The sequence below is a fragment of the Actinomadura rubteroloni genome (assembly GCF_002911665.1).
GTDB classification, from domain to species: domain Bacteria; phylum Actinomycetota; class Actinomycetes; order Streptosporangiales; family Streptosporangiaceae; genus Spirillospora; species Spirillospora rubteroloni.
Genome location: NZ_MTBP01000001.1, coordinates 2,500,774 through 2,520,663 on the forward strand (window position 1 = coordinate 2,500,774; position 19,890 = coordinate 2,520,663).

18 protein-coding genes are annotated in these 19,890 nt (G+C 74.1%); 16 read left to right on the forward strand and 2 right to left on the reverse strand.

Features of this window, described 5'->3' with window-relative positions:
• The first annotated feature begins 12 nt into the window (after positions 1-12).
• The 4 genes from BTM25_RS11125 to BTM25_RS11140 all read left to right on the forward strand — a co-directional run bounded on the left by BTM25_RS11125 (position 13) and on the right by BTM25_RS11140 (position 2,751).
• On the forward strand, positions 13-405 hold the full coding sequence (locus tag BTM25_RS11125; RefSeq protein WP_103562589.1) for a GntR family transcriptional regulator: 393 nt from the start codon (positions 13-15) through the stop codon (positions 403-405).
• Entirely contained in the window at positions 402-1,292 is an 891-nt protein-coding gene (locus tag BTM25_RS11130; protein ID WP_103562590.1) for an ABC transporter ATP-binding protein, read from the forward strand. Before BTM25_RS11125 ends, BTM25_RS11130 begins: the two co-directional genes overlap by 4 nt.
• Positions 1,289-1,768 carry a protein-tyrosine phosphatase family protein gene (locus BTM25_RS11135; RefSeq protein ID WP_103562591.1) on the forward strand — a complete coding sequence of 160 codons (480 nt, stop codon included), beginning with the start codon at positions 1,289-1,291 and terminating at the stop codon, positions 1,766-1,768. The genes BTM25_RS11130 and BTM25_RS11135 overlap by 4 nt, the downstream gene beginning before the upstream one ends.
• Before the next feature lie 68 nt (positions 1,769-1,836).
• Positions 1,837-2,751: a serine hydrolase gene (locus BTM25_RS11140; protein WP_103562592.1), complete on the forward strand. Its 915-nt coding sequence runs from the start codon at positions 1,837-1,839 to the stop codon at positions 2,749-2,751.
• Between the two features lie 9 nt (positions 2,752-2,760).
• Here BTM25_RS11140 and BTM25_RS11145 read toward each other — a convergent pair whose 3' ends face one another.
• Together BTM25_RS11145 and BTM25_RS11150 are read right to left on the reverse strand one after the other, a co-directional pair.
• The gene (locus tag BTM25_RS11145; RefSeq protein ID WP_103562593.1) at positions 2,761-3,408 is read right to left on the reverse strand and encodes a response regulator transcription factor; all 648 of its coding nucleotides are present in this window, start codon (positions 3,406-3,408) and stop codon (positions 2,761-2,763) included.
• Positions 3,409-3,440: 32 nt separating this feature from the next.
• Positions 3,441-4,178, reverse strand: a complete 738-nt coding sequence (locus tag BTM25_RS11150) for a sensor histidine kinase (RefSeq protein ID WP_103562594.1) — start codon at positions 4,176-4,178, stop codon at positions 3,441-3,443.
• A gap of 148 nt (positions 4,179-4,326) precedes the next feature.
• On the opposite strand from BTM25_RS11150, the gene BTM25_RS11155 reads away from it, so the two are divergent.
• The 12 genes from BTM25_RS11155 to BTM25_RS11210 all read left to right on the forward strand — a co-directional run bounded on the left by BTM25_RS11155 (position 4,327) and on the right by BTM25_RS11210 (position 19,728).
• Positions 4,327-6,945, forward strand: a complete 2,619-nt coding sequence (locus BTM25_RS11155) for a valine--tRNA ligase (protein WP_103562595.1) — start codon at positions 4,327-4,329, stop codon at positions 6,943-6,945.
• A gap of 126 nt (positions 6,946-7,071) precedes the next feature.
• Complete coding sequence (locus BTM25_RS11160) at positions 7,072-7,815, forward strand: ComEA family DNA-binding protein (RefSeq protein ID WP_235828339.1); 744 nt, start codon at positions 7,072-7,074, stop codon at positions 7,813-7,815.
• Positions 7,816-7,912: 97 nt separating this feature from the next.
• Positions 7,913-9,022, forward strand: a complete 1,110-nt coding sequence (locus BTM25_RS11165) for a hypothetical protein (RefSeq protein WP_103562596.1) — start codon at positions 7,913-7,915, stop codon at positions 9,020-9,022.
• Positions 9,023-9,069: 47 nt separating this feature from the next.
• Positions 9,070-10,488, forward strand: coding sequence for a bifunctional folylpolyglutamate synthase/dihydrofolate synthase (locus tag BTM25_RS11170; protein WP_103562597.1), 1,419 nt, complete (start codon positions 9,070-9,072; stop codon positions 10,486-10,488).
• Positions 10,485-10,892, forward strand: coding sequence for a DUF4233 domain-containing protein (locus BTM25_RS11175; protein WP_103562598.1), 408 nt, complete (start codon positions 10,485-10,487; stop codon positions 10,890-10,892). The genes BTM25_RS11170 and BTM25_RS11175 overlap by 4 nt, the downstream gene beginning before the upstream one ends.
• A 153-nt stretch (positions 10,893-11,045) precedes the next feature.
• A complete protein-coding gene (gene ndk / locus BTM25_RS11180; protein WP_103562599.1) occupies positions 11,046-11,456 on the forward strand; it encodes a nucleoside-diphosphate kinase in 411 nt (136 codons plus the stop codon).
• Positions 11,457-11,689: 233 nt separating this feature from the next.
• On the forward strand, positions 11,690-12,724 hold the full coding sequence (locus BTM25_RS11185) for a rod shape-determining protein (RefSeq protein WP_103562600.1): 1,035 nt from the start codon (positions 11,690-11,692) through the stop codon (positions 12,722-12,724).
• 192 nt (positions 12,725-12,916) lie between these two features.
• Entirely contained in the window at positions 12,917-13,888 is a 972-nt protein-coding gene (gene mreC, locus BTM25_RS11190) for a rod shape-determining protein MreC (protein ID WP_103562601.1), read from the forward strand.
• Positions 13,889-13,890: 2 nt separating this feature from the next.
• On the forward strand, positions 13,891-14,490 hold the full coding sequence (mreD, locus tag BTM25_RS11195) for a rod shape-determining protein MreD (RefSeq protein ID WP_103562602.1): 600 nt from the start codon (positions 13,891-13,893) through the stop codon (positions 14,488-14,490).
• On the forward strand, positions 14,487-16,565 hold the full coding sequence (gene mrdA, locus BTM25_RS11200) for a penicillin-binding protein 2 (protein WP_103562603.1): 2,079 nt from the start codon (positions 14,487-14,489) through the stop codon (positions 16,563-16,565). Before mreD ends, mrdA begins: the two co-directional genes overlap by 4 nt.
• On the forward strand, positions 16,562-17,743 hold the full coding sequence (gene rodA / locus BTM25_RS11205; protein ID WP_103562604.1) for a rod shape-determining protein RodA: 1,182 nt from the start codon (positions 16,562-16,564) through the stop codon (positions 17,741-17,743). Before mrdA ends, rodA begins: the two co-directional genes overlap by 4 nt.
• A gap of 62 nt (positions 17,744-17,805) precedes the next feature.
• Positions 17,806-19,728: a TIGR03960 family B12-binding radical SAM protein gene (locus BTM25_RS11210; protein ID WP_103562605.1), complete on the forward strand. Its 1,923-nt coding sequence runs from the start codon at positions 17,806-17,808 to the stop codon at positions 19,726-19,728.
• Positions 19,729-19,890: the final 162 nt, after the last annotated feature.

Here is a 19,890-nt window from a genome sequence, read left to right on the forward strand (position 1 = left end):
AATGGAGGTTCGGTGATCGCGTTCCATCTGGACGACCGGTCCGGCCTTTCGCCGTATCTCCAGCTCGTCCGGCAGGTGCGGCAGGCGCTGCGCGTCGGGCTGCTGCGCGAGGGCGACCAGCTCCCGACCGTCAAGGAGGTCGTGGCGCAGCTCGCGATCAACCCGAACACCGTGCTCAAGGCCTACCGGGAGCTGGAGCACGCGGGGCTGGTCGCGGCGCGGCCGGGCGTCGGGACGTTCGTGACCGCGACGCTCGCCGACGCGTCCCTGGCCGCGCACGGCCCGCTGCGCCGCGACCTGCTGGCGTGGCTGGGCGAGGCGCGCCGCGCCGGGCTGGACGACGAGAGCATCGAGGCCCTGTTCATGACGACGTTCCGGCAGTCGTCGCTGCGGGAGGCGCGGTGACGCCGCTGCTGGAGGCGTGGGGCCTCGGCAGGCGGTACGGGCGGCGCTGGGCGCTGGCGGAGTGCACGGTGCGGATCCCGGCCGGGCGCGTCGCGGGGCTGGTCGGCGCGAACGGCGCGGGCAAGAGCACGCTGCTGGCGCTGGCCGCCGGGATGCTGGCGCCGTCGGCGGGGACCGTCCGGGTGCTCGGCGAACGGCCTGCGGCGCGGCTCGCCAAGGTCGCCTATGTCGCGCAGGACGCGCCCCTGTACGCCGGGCTGACCGTCGCCGAGCACCTGCGGCTCGGCGCCCGCCTCAACCCGCGCTGGGACGCGGCGTTCGCCCGCGCCCGGACCGACCGGCTCGGCCTGGACCCGGCGCGCCGCGCGGGCAGGCTGTCGGGCGGGCAGCGGGCGCAGCTCGCCCTCACCCTCGGCCTCGCCAAGCGGCCCGAGCTGCTGCTCCTGGACGAGTCCGCCGCCGCGCTGGACCCGCTGGCCCGCCGCGATTTCCGGGCGGCGCTGCTGGAGGCCGTCGCGGCGGACGGGCTGAGCGTCCTGCTGGCGTCGCACCTGGTCGCGGACCTGGAGCGGACGTGCGACCACCTGGTCGTGCTGGCAGACGGCCGCGTCCGCGTGTCCGGCGACATCGACGACCTGCTCGCCGGCCACCACCGCCTCACCGGCCCCCGCCGCGACCCGGGCACGCTGCCGCGCGGCCAGCACGTCGTCGCGGCCGTCCACGCGGCGCGGCAGAGCAGCATGGTCGTCCGCACCGACGGGCCGATCCTCGACCCGGCGTGGGAGGTCGGCGAAGTGGGACTGGAGGACCTCGTCATCGCGTACATGAGCGGTGAACCCGTCGCGCGTCCCGCGGCCGCGCGCGCGAAGCTGGCCTGGCGCGCATGACGGAACGGATCCTGCCCGGGGCCGTCGTGCTGCCCGACGGGACGCGGGTGCGCGGACGCGGGCTGCGGCACGGCCCGCCGGACGGCCCCGCGCCCGACTTCGGCCTCTACCTCGGCTCCGCGCGGATGCGGCGCCGGTACGACGGCGAGCTGGCGTGGGAGCACGTCTGGCTGGACTGGCCCGACTTCCGGCTGCCGCGCGACCGGGACCGCGCCGTCGCCGAGATCCGCGCGCTGCACGAGCGCGCCCGCGCCGGGGAGGTCGGTCGGGGCCGACCCGGACGGGCCGTCGAGGTCGCGTGCGGCGGCGGCGTCGGACGCACCGGGACGGTGCTGGCGTGCCTGGCCGTCCTCGCCGGAGTGCCCGCCGACGACGCGGTCAGTTGGACGCGCGCCCGTTTCCACCCGCGCGCGGTGGAAACGCCCTGGCAGCGGAGGTGGGTGCGAGACTTCCCGTCGAGTCCGGCGAAGCAGTAACGCGGGATTAACATCCCATCCGGCAGAGTGCCGGACATGAGCCATCCCGCCGACGCGCGGCGGCCCCGGTGAGTCCGGCCCGTCGCGACGCGCTCGCCGCCCTCGTGCTCGCCTCGGTCTCGGTCGCGGCGTCCGCCGGGGGCGCGCCGAGCGTCCCACCGGCCCGGTCGGCGCGCCCCCGGGCCCTCCCCGACCGCGCCGCTCCCCGCCCGCGTCCCCCGGTCACGCCGACGGCCGAACCCACCGCCATGGCGTTCCGGGCGCGGCGCCAGGCGCTGCGGCGGACGCTCGACCGGTACGCCGCCGCGCATCCCCAGCCGTTCACCGCGGCCGTCCGCGAGCCGGACACCGGGTTCTCGTTCACCTACAACGCCGCGCTCCGGCCCGTCACGGCCAGCGTGGTGAAGGTCGAGATCGTCATCGCGGCGATGCTGCGCGCCCAGCGGCGGCACCGGACGCTCACCGCGACGGAACGGGCGCTCGCGGGCCGGGCCGTCCGGCACAGCGACAACGTCGCCGCGACGGAGCTGTGGCACGGGATCGGCGGGACGTCCGGGCTCGCCGCCGCCGGACGCGTCCTCGGGTTACGCCACACCGTCCCCGGCCCGGACGACTACTGGGGCTCGACCGTCACCGGCGCCGCCGACCAGATCCGCGTCCTGACGGCGCTGACGTCGGCGGACGGGCCGCTGACGAGCGAGCACCGGCACCTGCTGCTCGACCTCATGGCGCGCGTCGCGCCCGAGCAGGCGTGGGGGATCAGCGCCGCCGCCGGGGACGGCGACGAGGTCGCGCTGAAGAACGGCTGGCTCCCGCGCAAGCCCGACGGCGGCCTGTGGACGGTCAACAGCATCGGCCGCCTGCGCCGCGACGGCCGCGACCGGCTCGTCGCCGTCCTGACCACCCGCCACACGTCCATGGCCGCCGGAATAGCGATGGCCGAGCACGTCGCCGCGACCGTCGCCCGCCACCCCGCCCGGTGACCGGCCGGGTCAGCCGAGCCCGGCCTCGCGCGCCAGCACGATCGCCTGCGCGCGGTCCGCGACGTGCAGCTTCACGAAGATGTTCGACACGTGGTTGCGGACGGTCTTCTGGCTCAGGAACAGCGTCGCGGCGATCTCGGCGTTGCCCCGCCCCTGCGCGATCAGCTCCAGCACCTCCCGCTCCCGGTCGGTGAGCTGCGGGAACGCCGCGCGCTTGGGGTCGGGCATGTCGGTGAAGTAGGCGAGGACGCGGCGCGCGATGTCCGGCCCGTAGATCGCCTCGCCCGCCGCGACGGCCCGCACCGCCCGGCCGATCTCCTCCGCGCCCGACTCCTTCAGCAGGTAGCCGCGCGCCCCGGCCCGCATCGCCGCGAACACCGAGTCGTCGTCGCGGAACATCGTGAGGACGAGCACGCCGATCGACGGGTTGTTGCGCGTGATCGTCCGCGTCGCCTCGATGCCGTTGCCGCCCGCCATGTGCAGGTCCATCACGACGACGTCGGGCCGCAGTTCGGCGGCGAGCCGCACCGCGTCCGGCCCGCGCTCGGCCTCGGCGACGATGTCGATGCCGCCGAGCGCGACGAGCAGGCTCTTGAGGCCCTGCCGGAAGACGGGATGGTCGTCGGTGACGAGGACCCGGATCGGGGAGCTGGTCATGGTGTGCCGCCTCTGCCGCTGGGAGACCGATGCTATCCGGCGACGGCCAGCGGCAGCCGCGCCGCGACGACGGTCCCGCCGCCCGGCCGCGACCCGATCGCGCAGTTCCCGCCGACCTCGGCGGCCCACTCGCGCATCGCGTCCAGCCCGCGGCCGCGCGTCCGGCCCGGCGGCGGCAGCCCCACGCCGGAGTCGGCGACGAGGATGTGCAGGTCGTCGGCGCGCGACAGCAGGATGAGCGCGCTCGGCGCCCGCGCGTGCGCCCGGATGTTCGCGACGGCCTCGGCGACGATCCGGTACGCGGCGACCTCGACGGCGGCGGGCAGGTCGGCGGGGGAGCCGTCGAACCGGACGTCCACCCGGTCCCCGCAGCCGTCGGCGAGCGTCTCGATGGCGGTGACGAGCCCGAGGTCGTCCAGGGCGGGCGGGCGCAGGCCGCGCGCGAGGTCGCGGATCTCCCCGACGGCGCCCGCGAGCCGGTCCCGCAGCTCGGTCAGCACCGGGCCGACCTGCTCGGGCTCCGACGACAGGGTGAGGCGGGCGGCGTCCACCGTCAACGCGAGGCTGGCCAGGCTGGGGCCGAGGTCGTCGTGCAGGTCGTGCCGCAGCCGGCGGCGCTCCTCCTCGCGGGTCGCGAGGATGCGGGCGCGCGAGCGCCGCAGTTCCCCGGTCACGCGCAGGGTGCGGGGCGTCCCGGCGAGCCGCGCGGTGACGACGCCCGCGGTGAAGGCGCCCGCCAGCACGGCGGCGCGGGCGACGACCGCTCGCATTCCGATCCCTTTCCGCGGCCGTGCGGGGAGGCCGCCGCCCCATCGTTCCGGGACCGGTGACCCGGTGTCAGGTGACCTGTGTCCCGATCCCCGTGGGACGCCCGCCGCGGGCGTGGCCACAGCGGGACGGGCCGTAGAATCGTTGGCCGTGACTCAGCCCACGACTCAGCCCCCGAGCGGCGACGCCGCCGTCGACCTGCCCACCCGCTACCAGCCGGCGGACGTCGAAGGCAGGCTCTACGAACGCTGGGTGGCCGAGGGCCGATTCACCGCCGACCCGGCCCGCGACCCCGGCCGTCCCGCGTACTCGATCGTGATCCCGCCGCCGAACGTGACCGGCTCGCTGCACATGGGCCACGCGCTGGACCACTCCATCCAGGACACGCTCGTCCGCCGCCGCCGGATGCAGGGCCACGAGGTCGCGTGGATCCCCGGGATGGACCACGCGGGCATCGCGACGCAGAACGTCGTCGAGCGCGAGCTGGCCAAGGAGGGCCTGTCCCGCCACGACCTCGGCCGCGAGGCGTTCGTGGACCGCGTGTGGAAGTGGAAGGCCGAGTCCGGCGGCCGGATCCTCGGCCAGATGCGCCGCCTCGGCGACAGCGTGGACTGGTCCCGCGAGGCGTTCACGATGGACGACGACCGCGCCCGCGCCGTCCGGACGATCTTCAAGCGGCTGTTCGACGACGGCCTCATCTACCGCGCCGAGCGCATCATCAACTGGTGCCCGCGCTGCCTGACGGCCCTGTCGGACATCGAGGTCGAGCACGCCGACCGCGACGGCGAGCTGGTCTCGATCCGCTACGGCGACGGGGACGACTCGATCGTCGTCGCCACGACCCGCGCCGAGACGATGCTCGGCGACACCGCCGTGGCCGTCCACCCCGGCGACGAGCGGTACCGGCACCTGGTCGGACGCGAGATCGAGCTGCCGCTGACCGGCCGCCGCATCCCGGTCGTCGCCGACGAGCACGTCGACCCGGCGTTCGGCACCGGCGCGGTCAAGGTGACCCCGGCGCACGACCCGAACGACTTCGAGATCGGCCGCCGCCACGACCTGCCGTCCCGGTCGGTCATGGACGAGCGCGGCGTCATCACCGAGCCCGGCCCGTTCCAGGGCCTGGACCGGTTCGAGGCGCGGCCCGCCGTCGTCGCCGCGCTGCGCGAGGACGGCCGGATCGTCAAGGAGATCCGCCCCTACGAGCACTCGGTCGGGCACTGCCAGCGCTGCCGGACGGTCGTGGAGCCGCGCGTCTCGCTCCAGTGGTTCGTCAAGGTCGCGCCGCTGGCGCAGGCGGCGGGCGACGCCGTCCGCGACGGCCGCGTCGCGATCCACCCGCCGGAGATGGCCGCCCGCTACTTCGAGTGGGTCGACAACATGCACGACTGGTGCGTGAGCCGCCAGCTCTGGTGGGGGCACCGCATCCCGGTCTGGTACGGCCCGGACGGCGAGACCGCCTGCCCCGGCCCGGACGAGGAGCCCCCGGCGGGCTGGACGCAGGACACCGACGTCCTCGACACGTGGTTCTCCTCGGCCCTGTGGCCGTTCTCCACGCTCGGCTGGCCCGCCGACACCCCGGAGCTGAAGCGGTTCTACCCGACGTCCGCGCTGGTCACCGGCTACGACATCCTGTTCTTCTGGGTCGCCCGGATGATGATGTTCGGGCTGTACGCGATGGACGGCGCGGTGCCGTTCCGGACGATCGTCCTGCACGGAATGGTCCGCGACCAGCACGGCAAGAAGATGTCCAAGTCGTTCGGCAACGTCGTGGACCCGCTGGACTGGATCGACCGCTACGGCGCGGACGCCACCCGCTTCACGCTGCTGCGCGGCGCGAACCCCGGCGGGGACGTCCCGGTCGCCGAGGAGTGGGCGCAGGGCTCGCGCAACTTCTGCAACAAGCTGTTCAACGTGGCGCGGTTCGCGCTGATCAACGGCGCGAACGTCACCGGCCCGGTGCCCGCCGAGCTGACCACCGTGGACCGCTGGGTGCTGTCCCGGCTGAACACCGTGATCGCCGAGGTGGACGCCCACCTGGACGACTACGAGTTCGCCAAGGCCTGCGAGACGCTTTATCACTTCGCGTGGGACGAGGTCTGCGACTGGTACGTCGAGCTGGCCAAGGTGCAGCTCGCCGACCACCGCGCCCCCGCCACCCGTCGCGTCCTCGGCGAGGTGCTGGACAAGGTGCTGCGGCTGCTGCACCCGGTGATCCCGTTCGTCACCGAGGAACTGTGGACGACGCTGACCGGCGCGGACACGCTCGTCACCGCCGCCTGGCCGCAGGCCGACGCGGCCCGCCGCGACGCCGCCGCCGAGGCCGAGATCGAGTCGCTGCAGCGGCTCGTCACCGAGGTCCGCCGGTTCCGCGCCGACCAGGGCCTCAAGCCCGGCCAGCGCGTCGCCGCCGAACTGGACTGGGCCGGGTCCCCGCTCGCCGCGCACGAGGAGGGCGTGCGGACGCTGCTGCGGCTGACCGTCCCCGGCGACGGGTTCGCGGCGACCGCGTCGCTGCCGGTCGAGGGCGCGACGGTCCGGCTCGACACGGCCGGGGCGATCGACGTCGGCGCCGAGCGGCGGCGGCTGGAGAAGGACCTCGCCACCGCCCGCAAGGAGGCCGACCAGACGCGCCGCAAGCTCGGCAACGAGGCGTTCGTCGCCAAGGCGCCCGAGGCCGTCGTCGCCAAGAACAAGGACCGGCTCGCGCAGGCCGAGGCCGACATCGCCCGGCTGGAGCACCAGCTCGCCGCGCTGCCCGCCGGCTGAGTTCGCGCGGTGTCCCCGGGAACCCGGGGGCACCGCCGGTCGTCTCTTACACTGGCGGGTAAGGCGACGTGCCCGCACGTCCGTTCCCCCGGACGCGCGGAACGCCCCGGACGGCAGGGGAGAGCGATGTACGAGCAGCGGCCGGTCCGTCCCGATCTCGTGCGCGACGCGCCGCCCGGCCACCTGCCAGGCCCGGGGACGCGGCGGCCGTCCGGCACGCGCGGCGTCCACGAACCGGACCCGCACGGCGCGGGCGAGCAGCGCCCCGAGCAGTACGGGATGCCGGTCGCGCCGCCGCCTCCGCCGCCCGTCCACGTGCACCATCTGCCGCGCCGGTCGCCGGACCCGTCGATCCACGTCGTGCACGGAGTGCTGACGGTCGCGACGTTCGGGCTGTGGCTGCCGGTGTGGATCGTCCACACCATCGTGATGGCCGCGCAGGGCCCGCGTCCGGCGCCCGTGCCCGTCCCGGTGCGGCCGATGATGCCGGCCGGGCCGCCGGTGCCGCCGCCGTCGCCCGAGCAGATCAACCACGCGGCCGTCCAGCAGGCCGCCGCCCGCGCGTACCGCCGCCGCGAGGCGCGCGGGCTCGCGATGCACAACCCGCTGATGGCGCGGGAACTGCGCATCGGCCGGACGGACGTCCCGCCCTACCGCCGCCCCTACGACGACGGCGGGCTGATCGACGTCAACCTCGTCCCGGCCCAGGAGCTGACGCGGTTCGGGATCGCGACTGAGACGGCCGAGCGGATCGTGGCGATCCGCGACCAGGTCGGCGGCTTCAGCTCCGCCGAGGAACTGGCGACGATCGCCGACCTGCCGCCCAAGCTGCTGCCCGAGCTGCTCGAATACGGCCTCTACCTTCCCTGACGCGGGCGGTCGCGCCGGTTCGTCACCGGGCGAGATGCCGGGCAGGTTACGATTCCGGCTGATCGTGGGCTTTGTTGTGGATCCTGCCGGGAGTGTCATGGCCGACTCGTCCCCCCTGCCGCCGGAACCGGCCGAGCAGGACGGGCTGTGGGGCGCGTCCCCGCCCTGGTGGGCCGAGGAGCCCGCCACGCCACCGGCCGACCCGCCGATGCCGGTCACCGAACCGCCGCCCGTCCCGGCCCCCCGCCCCGCCCCCGAGTCCGCCCTCACGCCCGCGACGGCACTCGCGCCCACGTCCGCGCCCACGTCCGCCCCCGCGCCCGCCTCCACGTCCGCGTCCGCGCCCGCCTCCACGTCCGCCCCCGCGCCCGCGTCGACACTCGCGCCTGCGTCCGCCCCCGAGTCCGCCTCCGAGTCCGCGTCGACGCCCACGCCCGCGTCCGCCCCCACACCCGCGACGACACTCCCGCCCACACCCGCGTCCGATCCCGAGTCCGCGTCGACACTCCCGCCCGCGTCCGCCCCCGCATCGGCGTCCGCCTCCGCGTCCGCGCTCGCGACGGCACCCGCGCCCGCCTCTCCCCCCGAGTCCGCGCCCGGGTCCGCGCCCGGGTCCGCGACGGCGCCCGCGTCCGCGCCCGCGTCGGGGTCCGGCTCCGCGTCCGCGTCGGGGCTCGGGGCGCGGCGGCGGCGTGCGCCGTTGTACGGCGCGCTGGTCGCGGCGGCCGTGGCGCTCGTGCTGGGGGGCGGGACGGCCGCCGTCCTCGCGGGCGGCGGGGACAAGGCCGCCGCGATCGTCCCGGCCCCGGCGACGGCCGCCGGGCTCGCCCGCGGCACCGACCTCCCGCAGGCCGCCGTCACCTACCCGTTCGCGACGGCGGCGCTGCGCGCGGCCGGGATCGAGCGGCCCCCGCTCGTCGCCGCCCTCTACGGGACGGGCGTCCGCCAGGTCCTCGTCCTCGCGGGCGACGACATCGTCGGCGACCCGCCGGTGTTCCTGCGCCGCGCGCGGCCCGAGACCGTCCTCACCGCCGAGCGCGCCGGGACGATGACCTGCGGCACGTTCGCGGTGCTCGCCGAGACCCGCCGGTACTGCGCGTGGGCCACCGCGAGCACCTACGGGTTCGTCGCCGCCGAGGACGCGGGCGCCGGCGACCTCGCGGGCGTCGCCGCCGCGCTGCGCGCCGCGCTGGAGAAGCCCGGCTGACCGCGCCCCGGGACGGTCCGCGGCGCGGGGTGAGTAGGCTCTTCGGCGTGGCAGACACCCCGCTTTCCGACTACCGGTCCGTCGTCGCGGCGATCGACGCGCGCGGCGTCGAATGGGACTTCGACCCCTCCCTGGACCGCATGGCCGACCTGGTCGACCTGCTGGGCTCGCCGCAGCGCGCCTACCCGGTGATCCACGTCGCCGGGACGAACGGCAAGTCCAGCACGGCCCGGCTCATCGCGGCGCTGCTGCGCGAGCGCGGCCTGCGCGTCGGCCTCTACACGAGCCCGCACCTGGTCACGCCGCGCGAGCGCATCGCGATCGACGGCGAGCCGATCGGCGAGGAGGCGTTCGTCGCCGCCTACGCCGACATCGCCCCCTACCTGCCGCTCGTGGACGGCAAGCACCCCGTCCGGCTGTCGTACTTCGAGGTGCTGACCGCGATGGCGTTCGCCGCGTTCGCCGACGCCCCGGTGGACGTCGCGGTCGTCGAGGTCGGCCTCGGCGGCTCGTTCGACGCGACCAACGTCGCCGACGGGCAGGTCGCCGTCGTCACGCCCGTCGCCCTCGACCACACGCGCTACCTCGGCGACACGGTCGAGGAGATCGCCGCCGAGAAGGCCGGGATCATCAAGCCCGGCGCGGTCGCGGTGATCGCGCAGCAGTCCGTCGCCGCCGCCGAGGTGCTGCTGCGCCGTGTCGCCGAGACCGGCGCCGCCGCCGCGCGCGAGGGCATCGAGTTCGGCGTGCTGTCGCGCGACGTCGCGGTCGGCGGCCAGCAGATCGCCGTGCGCGGGCTGCACGGCGTGTACGACGACGTGTTCCTCCCGCTGTTCGGCGACCACCAGTCGAGCAACGCGGCGACGGCGATCGCGGCGGTCGAGGCGTTCGCGTCCGGCGGCCCGACGCCCGGCGAGGTCCCGCTGGAGGCCGCGACCCGCGTCGCGCCCGGCGAGACCTACACCGGAGGCGCCGAGGGCCAGCTCGACCCGGCGCTCGTCCGCAGCGCCCTGGCCAAGGCCGAGTCGCCGGGACGGCTGGAGGTCGTCCGCAGCGGCCCGGCCGTGCTCGTGGACGCCACGCACAACCCGGCGGGCATGGCCGCGACCGTCGCGACGATCACCGAGTCGTTCGGGTTCACCCGGCTCGTCGGGGTGTTCGCCGGGGCCGCCGACAAGGACCTCGCGGGCGTCCTGGACCAACTCGAACCCGTCCTCGCCGAACTCGTCGTCACCCGCAACTCCTCGCCGCGCTCGATGCCGGCCGAGGAACTGGGGGAGCTGGCCGAGAGCGTGTTCGGTCCCGAGCGCGTCCACGTCGTCGCGAGCCTGGACGACGCCATCGACCAGGGCATCGCCCTCGCCGAGGAGACCGGCGAGTTCCAGGGCGCGGGCGTGCTCATCACCGGTTCGGTCGTCACGGCGGGCGACGCCCGGACGCTTCTGCGCGCGGACGGCCGTTCGTGACGCGTCCGGCCGGGGCCTCCGCGCGGGGCGGACGCGCGCTGCTGTCCGCCGTGCTGGCCAGCGAGGCGATCGTCATCGCGCTGGCGATCCCGGTCGCGATCTCCGTCCTGGACGTGGACGGGGGCCTGGCGGGCGGCGTCTGCGGCGGCCTCGCGGTGCTGTGCCTGCTGGTGACGGGGCTGCTGCGGCGGCCGTGGGGCGTCCAGGCCGGGACGGTCCTCCAGGTCGCGATCCTGCTGACCGGGTTCCTCGTGCCGACGATGTTCTTCCTCGGTGTCCTTTTCGGGGCGCTGTGGGCGACCTCGCTGTGGATGGCGCGCAAGGCCGAAGCCGTCCAGGCCGCCGCCGCCAATTCCCGAGCGGAAAACCCGTCCGGAAAAGACGCGCCGCCGCCCGGCGCGTGAATTCGCGCCGAATTCCGGCGCCCCCGGTCCCACCGGGCGCTCCCGGAGACCGGTAAACTTCGCGGCCGGAGGCGCGCCGCCCGTGCGGCGGCCCCGTTCCGGCCGCCGCGTCCGCGCGCCACTCCCATCCATCCGTTTTGAGGAGAACCACCCGTGTCCGAGCGCACTCTCGTCCTGGTCAAGCCCGACGGCGTCCGCCGCGGCGTCGTCGGCGAGGTCATCAGCCGGATCGAGCGCAAGGGCCTGCGGCTCGTCGCGCTGGAGCTGAAGCGGCTGCCCCGCGAGACCGCCGAGGCGCACTACGAGGAGCACGCGAGCAAGCCGTTCTTCGGCGAGCTGGTGGACTTCATCACCGGCGGGCCGCTCGTCGCGCTGGTCGTCGAGGGGCCGCGCGCCATCGAGGCGTTCCGCGCCCTGGCCGGGGCGACCGACCCGGTGAGCGCGACGCCCGGCACGATCCGCGGCGACCACGCGCTGGAGATCGGCGAGAACATCGTCCACGGCTCGGACTCGACCTACTCCGCCGAGCGCGAGATCAAGCTGTTCTTCCCCGAACTGGGCTGACCGCGCACCCTCCCGCGCACCCTCGCGCGCACTCCGACCGCGCACCCCGCCGCGACCGACACACGCGGGCCGGATCCGTCCGGCCCGCGTCTGTTTTACTCCGGCGATCCCAGGTCAACGCCGGTTTTTTGGGCGCGACGCACCGAATGGGCGGCTGACCCGGCCGCGCGTGGCACGTTACGATAGGGGGTGCCGCTCCGCACGCCCGCCGACATGAAGGGCTCCCTTTCTTCATGGGTAACAAGTTGTCGTTTCTCGGCCGTGACATGGCGGTCGACCTTGGCACCGCGAACACGCTCGTCTATGTCCGCGGACGCGGCATCGTCCTGAACGAACCCTCGGTCGTGGCGATCAACACCAACAACGGCAAGATCGTCGCGGTGGGGATCGAGGCCAAGCGGATGATCGGCCGCACGCCCGGCAACATCGTCGCCGTCCGCCCGCTGAAGGACGGCGTCATCGCCGACTTCGACGTCACCGAGCGGATGCTGCGCTACTTCATCCAGAAGGTCCACAAGCGGCGCCACTTCGCCAAGCCGCGCATCGTCGTCGCGGTCCCGAGCGGGATCACCGGCGTCGAGCAGCGCGCGGTGAAGGAGGCCGGCTACCAGGCGGGCGCGCGGCGGGTCTACATCATCGAGGAGCCGATGGCCGCCGCCATCGGCGCGGGCCTGCCGGTGTACGAGCCGACCGGCAACATGGTCGTGGACATCGGCGGCGGCACGACCGAGGTCGCGATCATCTCGCTCGGCGGCATCGTGACGAGCCAGTCGGTGCGCGTCGGCGGCGACGAGCTGGACCAGGCCGTCATCTCGTTCTCCAAGAAGGAGTACTCCCTGATGCTCGGGGAGCGCACCGCCGAGGAGATCAAGATGGCGATCGGGTCGGCCTATCCCGGCGGCGAGGACGAGCCGCACGCCGAGATCCGGGGCCGCGACCTGGTCAGCGGGCTGCCGAAGACGGTCGTGATCTCCGCCGAGGAGGTCCGCCGCGCGATCGAGGAGCCGGTCAACTCGATCGTGGACGCGGTGAAGACCACGCTCGACAAGTGCCCGCCGGAGCTGTCCGGCGACATCATGGACCGGGGGATCGCGCTCACCGGCGGCGGCGCGCTGCTCAAGAACCTGGACGAGCGGCTGCGCGAGGAGACCGGCATGCCGATCCACCTCGTGGACAACCCGCTGGACTCGGTCGTCCTCGGCACCGGCAAGTGCGTGGAGGACTTCGAGTCCCTGCGGCAGGTGCTCGTCCCCGAGCCGCGTCACTGACCTGCCCGGACGGAATTAGCGTCCGATTCGCCCGTTTCGGTTCGGGGACCCGGCGGGCCGGGAAAGAGATCAACGCGGCCCGGCTCGCCCGGCCGTTTCACGCATGCGAGGCTGTCCCGGCATGTCGTGCCTCCAGCGGTCAGACAGCAGTGGGATAACAGTGGGACAGCCGAGACAACGGGAGGACGGTCGGTGAACGACACCCGGCGGACCCGGTCGGTCCTCGGTGCGCTGATCGTCGCGGCCCTCGTGCTGATCACGGTCGACTACCGGGGCGGGGAGAACTCGCCGCTGCGCGGCCTGCGCGATCTCGGCGCGGCCGTGTTCGGCCCGGTCGAGCGCGCGTCGGCCGCCGTGGTCCGGCCCGTCGGCAACACCTTCGACGCGATCACCGACGCGCCCGACCAGCGCCGCCGCGCGGAGCGGCTGGAGCGCGAGAACCAGCGGCTGCGCGAGCGGATCCGCGCCGGGGCGATCGACGCCGGCCGCGCCCGCCAGCTCGACCGGCTGCTCGGCACCGCCGGGATCGGCGGCTACAAGATCGTCGCGGCGCAGGTCATCTCGGCGGGCCAGGGCTTCGAGGACACCGTCACGCTCGATGTCGGCAGCAGCAGCGGCGTCCGCCGGGACATGACGGTGATGAGCGCGGACGGTCTCGTCGGCCGCGTCACCCGCGTCGGGCCCGCGACCGCGACCGTCCTGCTCGCGACCGACGCGGCGTCCTCGGTCGGCGCGCGGCTGGAGGACACCAAGGAGATCGGGATCGTCACCGGACGCGGCCGGCGCGGCCTCGGCGACGGCGGCGCCACCCCGATGCGGTTCCAGCTCCTGGACGCGAACGCGACGCTGAAGGTCGGGCAGCGGCTCGTCACGCTCGGCTCGCAGGGCGACTCGCCGTACGTGCCGGGCGTCCCGATCGGGGTCGTGGACCGCATCGACCGTCCCGAAGGCGGGCTGAGCCGCACCGCCCACATTCGGCCGTTCGCGCGGTTCACCAGCCTGGACGTCGTCGCGGTCGTCGTCGCGCCGCCCAAGTCCGACCCGCGCGACGCCGTGCTGCCGCCGCGCCCGGCGCCGCCCCCGTCCCCGTCGCCGACCGTGTCGCCGTCGGTCTCCCCCTCGCCGCACAAGACCGTGAAAGCCAAGCGCAAGAGGGAGGGCTGACCTTGCTGAACGCACCCGAGCCGACTCCGGCGGGCCGCCATCTCACGGCCGCGCTCGTGCTCGTCGTCGCGCTCGTCCTCCAGGTGTCGGTCGCGAACCGGCTGCCGCTGCCCGGCGCCGTCACGCCCGACCTGGTGCTGCTGACGGTCGTCGCGCTCGCGCTGGTGAACGGGTCGCTGACCGGCGTCGTCGTCGGGTTCTGCGCGGGCCTGGCCGCCGACATCATCCCGCCCGCCGACCACACGATCGGCCGGTACGCGCTCGTGTACTGCATCATCGGCTACGTCTGCGGCATGGCGTCGGCCGAGATGGACCGCAAGTCCGTCGTGCCGTTCCTCGCCGTCGCCGTCGGCGCGCTCGCCGGGACGACCGTCTACGCGCTCACCGGCATGCTCCTCGGCGATCCGCGCGCGAGCTGGACGATCGTCGCGCGCATGGTCCCGCTCCAGGTGTTCTACGACGTCGTCGCCAGCCCGTTCGTCGTGTGGGCGGTGCTGCGCGTGACCCGCCGCTACGAACGCGCCGACCGCGCGTCCCGCGACCGGTTCGCGCTGCCCGCCGCCAAGTACCGCGCGATGTCGGGCCGGGGGACCGGGCTGTGAGCTCCCGGACGCACTTCCGGCTCGTCGTCCTCTACGTGATCGTCGGCGCGCTGCTGCTGACGCTCGTCAGCCGCCTGTGGACGATGCAGGTCCTCCAGGGCGAGCACTACCAGCAGGTCGCCGCCGACAACCGCACCCGCGACATCGTGGTGCCCGCCGTCCGCGGCATGATCCTGGACGACACCGGGCGCCCGCTCGTCCGCAACCGCACCGCGCTCGTCGTCTCCGTCGACCGGACGACGCTGATGCGCCAGAAGGACAAGGGCGCCGCCGTCCTGTCCCGGCTCGCGACCGTGCTCGGCACGACGCGGCAGGCGCTGGAGATGCGGATCCGGCTGTGCGGGCCGACGACGCCGCGCCCGTGCTGGCCCGGCTCGCCCTACCAGCCGATCCCGGTGGACGACCGCGTCAACGACAAGCGCGCCCTCCAGATCGTGGAGCGCCAGGAGGACTTCCCGGGCGTCACCGCCGAGATGCAGGCCGTCCGGGAGTACCCGCGGCCGTCGGGCGCGGGCGCCGCGCAGGTCCTCGGCTACCTGCAGCCGATCACCCAGGCCGAGCTGGACCGGCAGAAGAACCTCAAGGTCACCGGGTACGCGGGCGCCGACCTCATCGGGCGCGACGGCCTGGAGGCCACCTACGACGAGCAGTTGCGCGGCGTCCCCGGCGAGCGGACGGTCCTGGTGGACAGCCAGGGCCGCGTCACCGGCACCGCGAAGGAGAAGGCGCCCGTCCCCGGCGCGAACCTCGTCACGAGCATCAACTCCAAGATCCAGGCGGCGGCGGAGAAGTCGCTGGCCGAAGCGGTGCAGAGCGCCCGCGCGCACGGCCGCAAGGCCGACGCGGCGGCGGCTGTCGTCATGGACGTCACCAACGGCCACCTCGCCGCGCTCGCCAGCTACCCCACCTACGACCCGAGCATCTGGACCGGCGGCATCTCCCAGCAGCAGTACGAGTCGCTGCTCGGCAAGAAGGAGGGGCAGCCGCTCGTCTCCCGCGCCATCCAGGGCCAGTACGCGCCGGGCTCGACGTTCAAGATCTCGTCGGTGGCCGCCGCCGTGAACAGCGGCTACCCGCTGAACGGTACCTACCCGTGCCCCGGCTCCTACAAGGTCGGCAGCCGCGCCTTCACCAACTTCGAGGGCGAGTCGCACGGGGACATGAACCTGCACCAGGCGCTCGTCGTCTCCTGCGACACGATCTTCTACAAGTTCGCCTACGAGCAGTGGCTCCGCGACGGCGGCACCCGGCCGAAGAAGCACCCCGCCGACCCGATGGTCGCGATGGCCCGCGACTACGGGTTCGGCTCGCGGACCGGCGTGGACCTGCCGAGCGAGGTGGCCGGGCGCATCCCCGACCGGTCCTGGAAGAAGGCGTACTGGGACGCCACCAAGACGGCCGACTGCAAGGGCGCCAAGCAGGGCTACCCCGAGATCGCCAAGACCGACCCGGCGCGCGCCGCCTACCTCAAGGCCGTCTCGGCGGAGAACTGCGCGCAGGGCTACGCCTGGCGCGCCGGCGACGCCGCGAACCTGTCGGTCGGGCAGGGCGACGTGCTCGCCACGCCGCTCCAGGTCGCGCGGGCGTACGCGGCGGTCGCCAACGGCGGGACGCTCGTCGTGCCGCGCGTCGCCACGTCCCTCGTCCGGCCGGACGGCTCGCGCGCCCAGCAGGTCGGCGCGCCGCCCGCGGGCAAGCTGCCGGTGTCCAAGAACGTCCTGTCCTACATCCGGGGCGGGCTCGCGGGCGTGGTGAAGTCCGGCACGGCCGCCGGGGCGTTCGGCGGCTTCGACGACAAGAAACTCGCCGTCGCGGGCAAGACCGGCACCGCCGAGGTCTACGGCCACGACGACACGTCCTGGTTCGCCTCGTTCGCCCCGGTGCAGAACCCGCGGTTCGTCGTGGTCGTCATGACCTCGCAGGGCGGGACGGGCGCCGAGACGTCCGCGCCCGCCGTGCGGCGGATCTGGGAGGCCATGTACGGGCTGAACGGGCAGAAGCCCGCGCTGGTGAACGGGCAGCTCCCGAACGTCCTGCCCAAGCCCGCCGACGACGGCGCCGGGAAGGCCCCGTGACCGCCGCCCGGTCCGCGCCGCTCGGCACCCGCCGCGACCCCGCGCTGTGGCGCCGCCGCGCGTCCGTGCTGCGCCGCCTGGACTGGACGATGTTCCTGTCGGTCGCGGCGCTGTCGGTGCTCGGGGCGCTGCTCGTCCGGTCCGCGACGCACCGGCTGCTGCTCGACCAGGGCCGCGACCCGAACTCGTTCCTGGACCGGCACCTGCTGAACCTCGTCATCGGCGTCGGCCTGTGCGCGCTGTTCACCGTGCTGGACTACCGGCTGCTGCGCGCGTACGTCCCGATCCTGTACGGGCTGGCGTGCCTCGGGCTGCTCGCGGTGATCACGCCGCTCGGCTCGACCGTCAACGGCTCGCACTCGTGGATCATCATCGGCGGCGGGTTCCAGGTGCAGCCGTCGGAGTTCGCGAAGGTCGGGCTCGTCGTGCTGCTGGCGATGATCCTCGGCGAGCCGCGCGACGGCGAGGTCGGTCCGGGCCGCCGCGACATCCTCATGGCGCTCGCGCTGGCCGGGCTGCCCGCCGCGCTGATCATGCTCCAGCCCGACCTCGGGACGACGCTGGTGTTCGCCGCCGTCGTCCTCGGGATGCTCGCGGTGTCGGGCGCGCGGAAGCGGTGGATGGCCGGGCTCGTCGGGATCGGCCTCGCGGGCGGGTTCCTCGTCTGGTTCTTCGGGCTGCTCAAGGCGTACCAGATCGCCCGGTTCACGGCGTTCCTGGATCCGTCCGCCGACCCCGCGGGCGCCGGGTACAACGCGCAGCAGGCGCGCATCGCGGTCGGGTCCGGGGGGGTCTCGGGACGCGGGCTGTTCCACGGGCAGCAGACGCTCGGGCACTTCGTCCCCGAGCAGCAGACCGACTTCATCTTCACCGTCGCCGGCGAGGAGCTGGGGTTCCTCGGCGGCGCGCTGATCGTCGCGCTGCTCGGCGTCATCCTGTGGCGCGGGCTGCGCACCGCCAGCCAGGCCGCCGACCTGTTCGGGACGCTCGTCGCGTCCGGCGTCGTGTGCTGGCTGGCGTTCCAGGCGTTCGAGAACATCGGGATGACGCTCGGGATCATGCCGATCACCGGGCTCCCGCTGCCGTTCGTCTCCTACGGCGGGTCGGCGACGTTCGCCAACTTCATCGCGCTCGGGCTGCTCCAGGCCGTCCACCTGCGCCGCCGCACGTTCGACTAGGTCGCTGTCGCGAGGACGGTAGCCTGGTTCGCCTGTCCCCTTTGCCTCCGGAGGCCGCCGCCATGCCCATCGAGTCGCTCTTCCCACGGCTGGAGCCGCTGCTCCCGCGGGTGCAGAAGCCGATTCAGTACGTCGGCGGGGAGCTGAACTCCGAGGTGAAGGACTGGGACGCGGCCCGCGTCCGGTGGGCGCTGATGTACCCCGACGCCTACGAGGTCGGCCTGCCCAACCAGGGCGTCCAGATCCTGTACGAGATCCTCAACGAGCGCGACGGCGTCCTCGCGGAGCGGACGTACTCGGTGTGGTCGGACATGGAGGCCGTGATGCGGGAGCACGGCATCCCGCAGTTCACCGTGGACGGGCACCGGCCCGTCGGGGCGTTCGACGTCCTCGGCGTCTCGTTCTCCACCGAACTCGGCTACACCAACCTGCTCACCGCGCTGGACCTGGCCGGGATCCCGCTGGAGGCCGCCGACCGCACCGACGGGCACCCGATCGTCCTCGCGGGCGGGCACGCCGCGTTCAACCCCGAGCCGATCGCCGACTTCGTCGACGCGGCCGTCCTCGGCGACGGCGAGGAGATCGCGCTGGCGATCACCGAGCTGATCCGCGAGTGGAAGGACGAGGGCGAGCCCGGCGGACGCGACGAGGTCCTGCTGCGCCTCGCCCGCACCGGCGGCGTCTACGTGCCGAAGTTCTACGACGTCGAGTACCTGCCCGACGGCCGGATCCAGCGCGTCGCGCCGAACCGGAACGGTGTTCCGTGGCGGGTCGCCAAGCACACCGTCATGGACCTGGACCAGTGGCCGTACCCGAAGAAGCCGCTGGTGCCGCTGGCCGAGACCGTCCACGAGCGGTTCAGCGTGGAGATCTTCCGGGGCTGCACGCGCGGCTGCCGGTTCTGCCAGGCCGGGATGATCACCCGTCCGGTGCGCGAGCGGTCGATCACCACGATCGGCGACATGGTCGAGAACGGGCTGAAGGCGTCGGGGTTCGAGGAGGTCGGGCTGCTCAGCCTGTCCAGCGCCGACCACAGCGAGATCGCCGAGGTCGCCAAGGGCCTCGCCGACCGCTACGAGGGCACCAACACGTCGCTGTCGCTGCCGTCCACCCGCGTGGACGCCTTCAACATCACGCTCGCGGGCGAGTTCTCGCGCGGCGGGCGCCGCTCGGGCCTGACGTTCGCGCCCGAGGGCGGCTCGGAGCGGATGCGGCGCGTCATCAACAAGATGGTGTCCGAGGACGACCTCATCCGCACCGTCACGACCGCGTACGAGAACGGCTGGCGGCAGGTCAAGCTGTACTTCATGTGCGGCCTGCCCACCGAGGAGGACGCCGACGTCCTCGCGATCGCCGACATGGCCCGCCGCGTCATCAAGGCCGGCCGCGACGCCACCGGCCGCCGCGACATCCGCTGCACGGTGTCGATCGGCGGGTTCGTCCCGAAGCCGCACACCCCGTTCCAGTGGGCCGCCCAGTGCGACCACGAGACCGTCGACCGCCGCCTGCGCGCCCTCAAGGACGCCCTGCGCGGCGACCGCGAGTACGGCCGCGCCATCGGCCTGCGCTACCACGACGGGCAGCCGTCGGTGATCGAGGGCCTGCTGTCGCGCGGCGACCGCCGCGTCGGCCGGGTGATCCGCGCGGTGTGGGAGGACGGCGGCCGGTTCGACGGCTGGAGCGAGCACTTCTCCTTCGAGCGCTGGCTGACGGCTGCCGAGAAGGCCCTCGCCGACGAGCCCGTGGACGTCGACTGGTACACCGTCCGCGAGCGCGACGAGGTCGAGGTCCTGCCCTGGGACCACCTCGACGCCGGGCTCGACCGCGAATGGCTCTGGCAGGACTGGCGGGACGCGGTCGAGGAGACCGAGGTCGAGGACTGCCGCTGGACGCCCTGCTACGACTGCGGCGTCTGCCCCACGATGGGCACCGAGATCCAGATCGGCCCGACCGGGCGCAAACTGCTCCCGCTGAACGTCGTCTGACGAATCGGAAGAAACGCCGGAAGTCCCTGCCGCACAAGGGTTTGCGCAGCGAAGACGATCTTCTGGTGCGGCGCGGCGGTCGATGGCCCGTCGGGGAGCCGTATTCTGTTGGGTAGAGCGTCCGTCCGACACGGGCGGACGCCGACGACTCGCGACCACAGT

Bases quoted from the DNA above. Each gene is read 5' to 3' on its own strand.
- BTM25_RS11185 (WP_103562600.1), top strand. From the start codon at position 11,690: ATGGGTAACAAGTTGTCGTTTCTCGGCCGTGACATGGCGGTCGACCTT.
- BTM25_RS11210 (WP_103562605.1), top strand. From the start codon at position 17,806: ATGCCCATCGAGTCGCTCTTCCCACGGCTGGAGCCGCTGCTCCCGCGG.
- BTM25_RS11160 (WP_235828339.1), top strand. From the start codon at position 7,072: ATGTACGAGCAGCGGCCGGTCCGTCCCGATCTCGTGCGCGACGCGCCG.
- BTM25_RS11165 (WP_103562596.1), top strand. From the start codon at position 7,913: ATGGCCGACTCGTCCCCCCTGCCGCCGGAACCGGCCGAGCAGGACGGG.
- BTM25_RS11135 (WP_103562591.1), top strand. From the start codon at position 1,289: ATGACGGAACGGATCCTGCCCGGGGCCGTCGTGCTGCCCGACGGGACG.
- BTM25_RS11150 (WP_103562594.1), bottom strand. From the start codon at position 4,178: ATGCGAGCGGTCGTCGCCCGCGCCGCCGTGCTGGCGGGCGCCTTCACC.
- BTM25_RS11145 (WP_103562593.1), bottom strand. From the start codon at position 3,408: ATGACCAGCTCCCCGATCCGGGTCCTCGTCACCGACGACCATCCCGTC.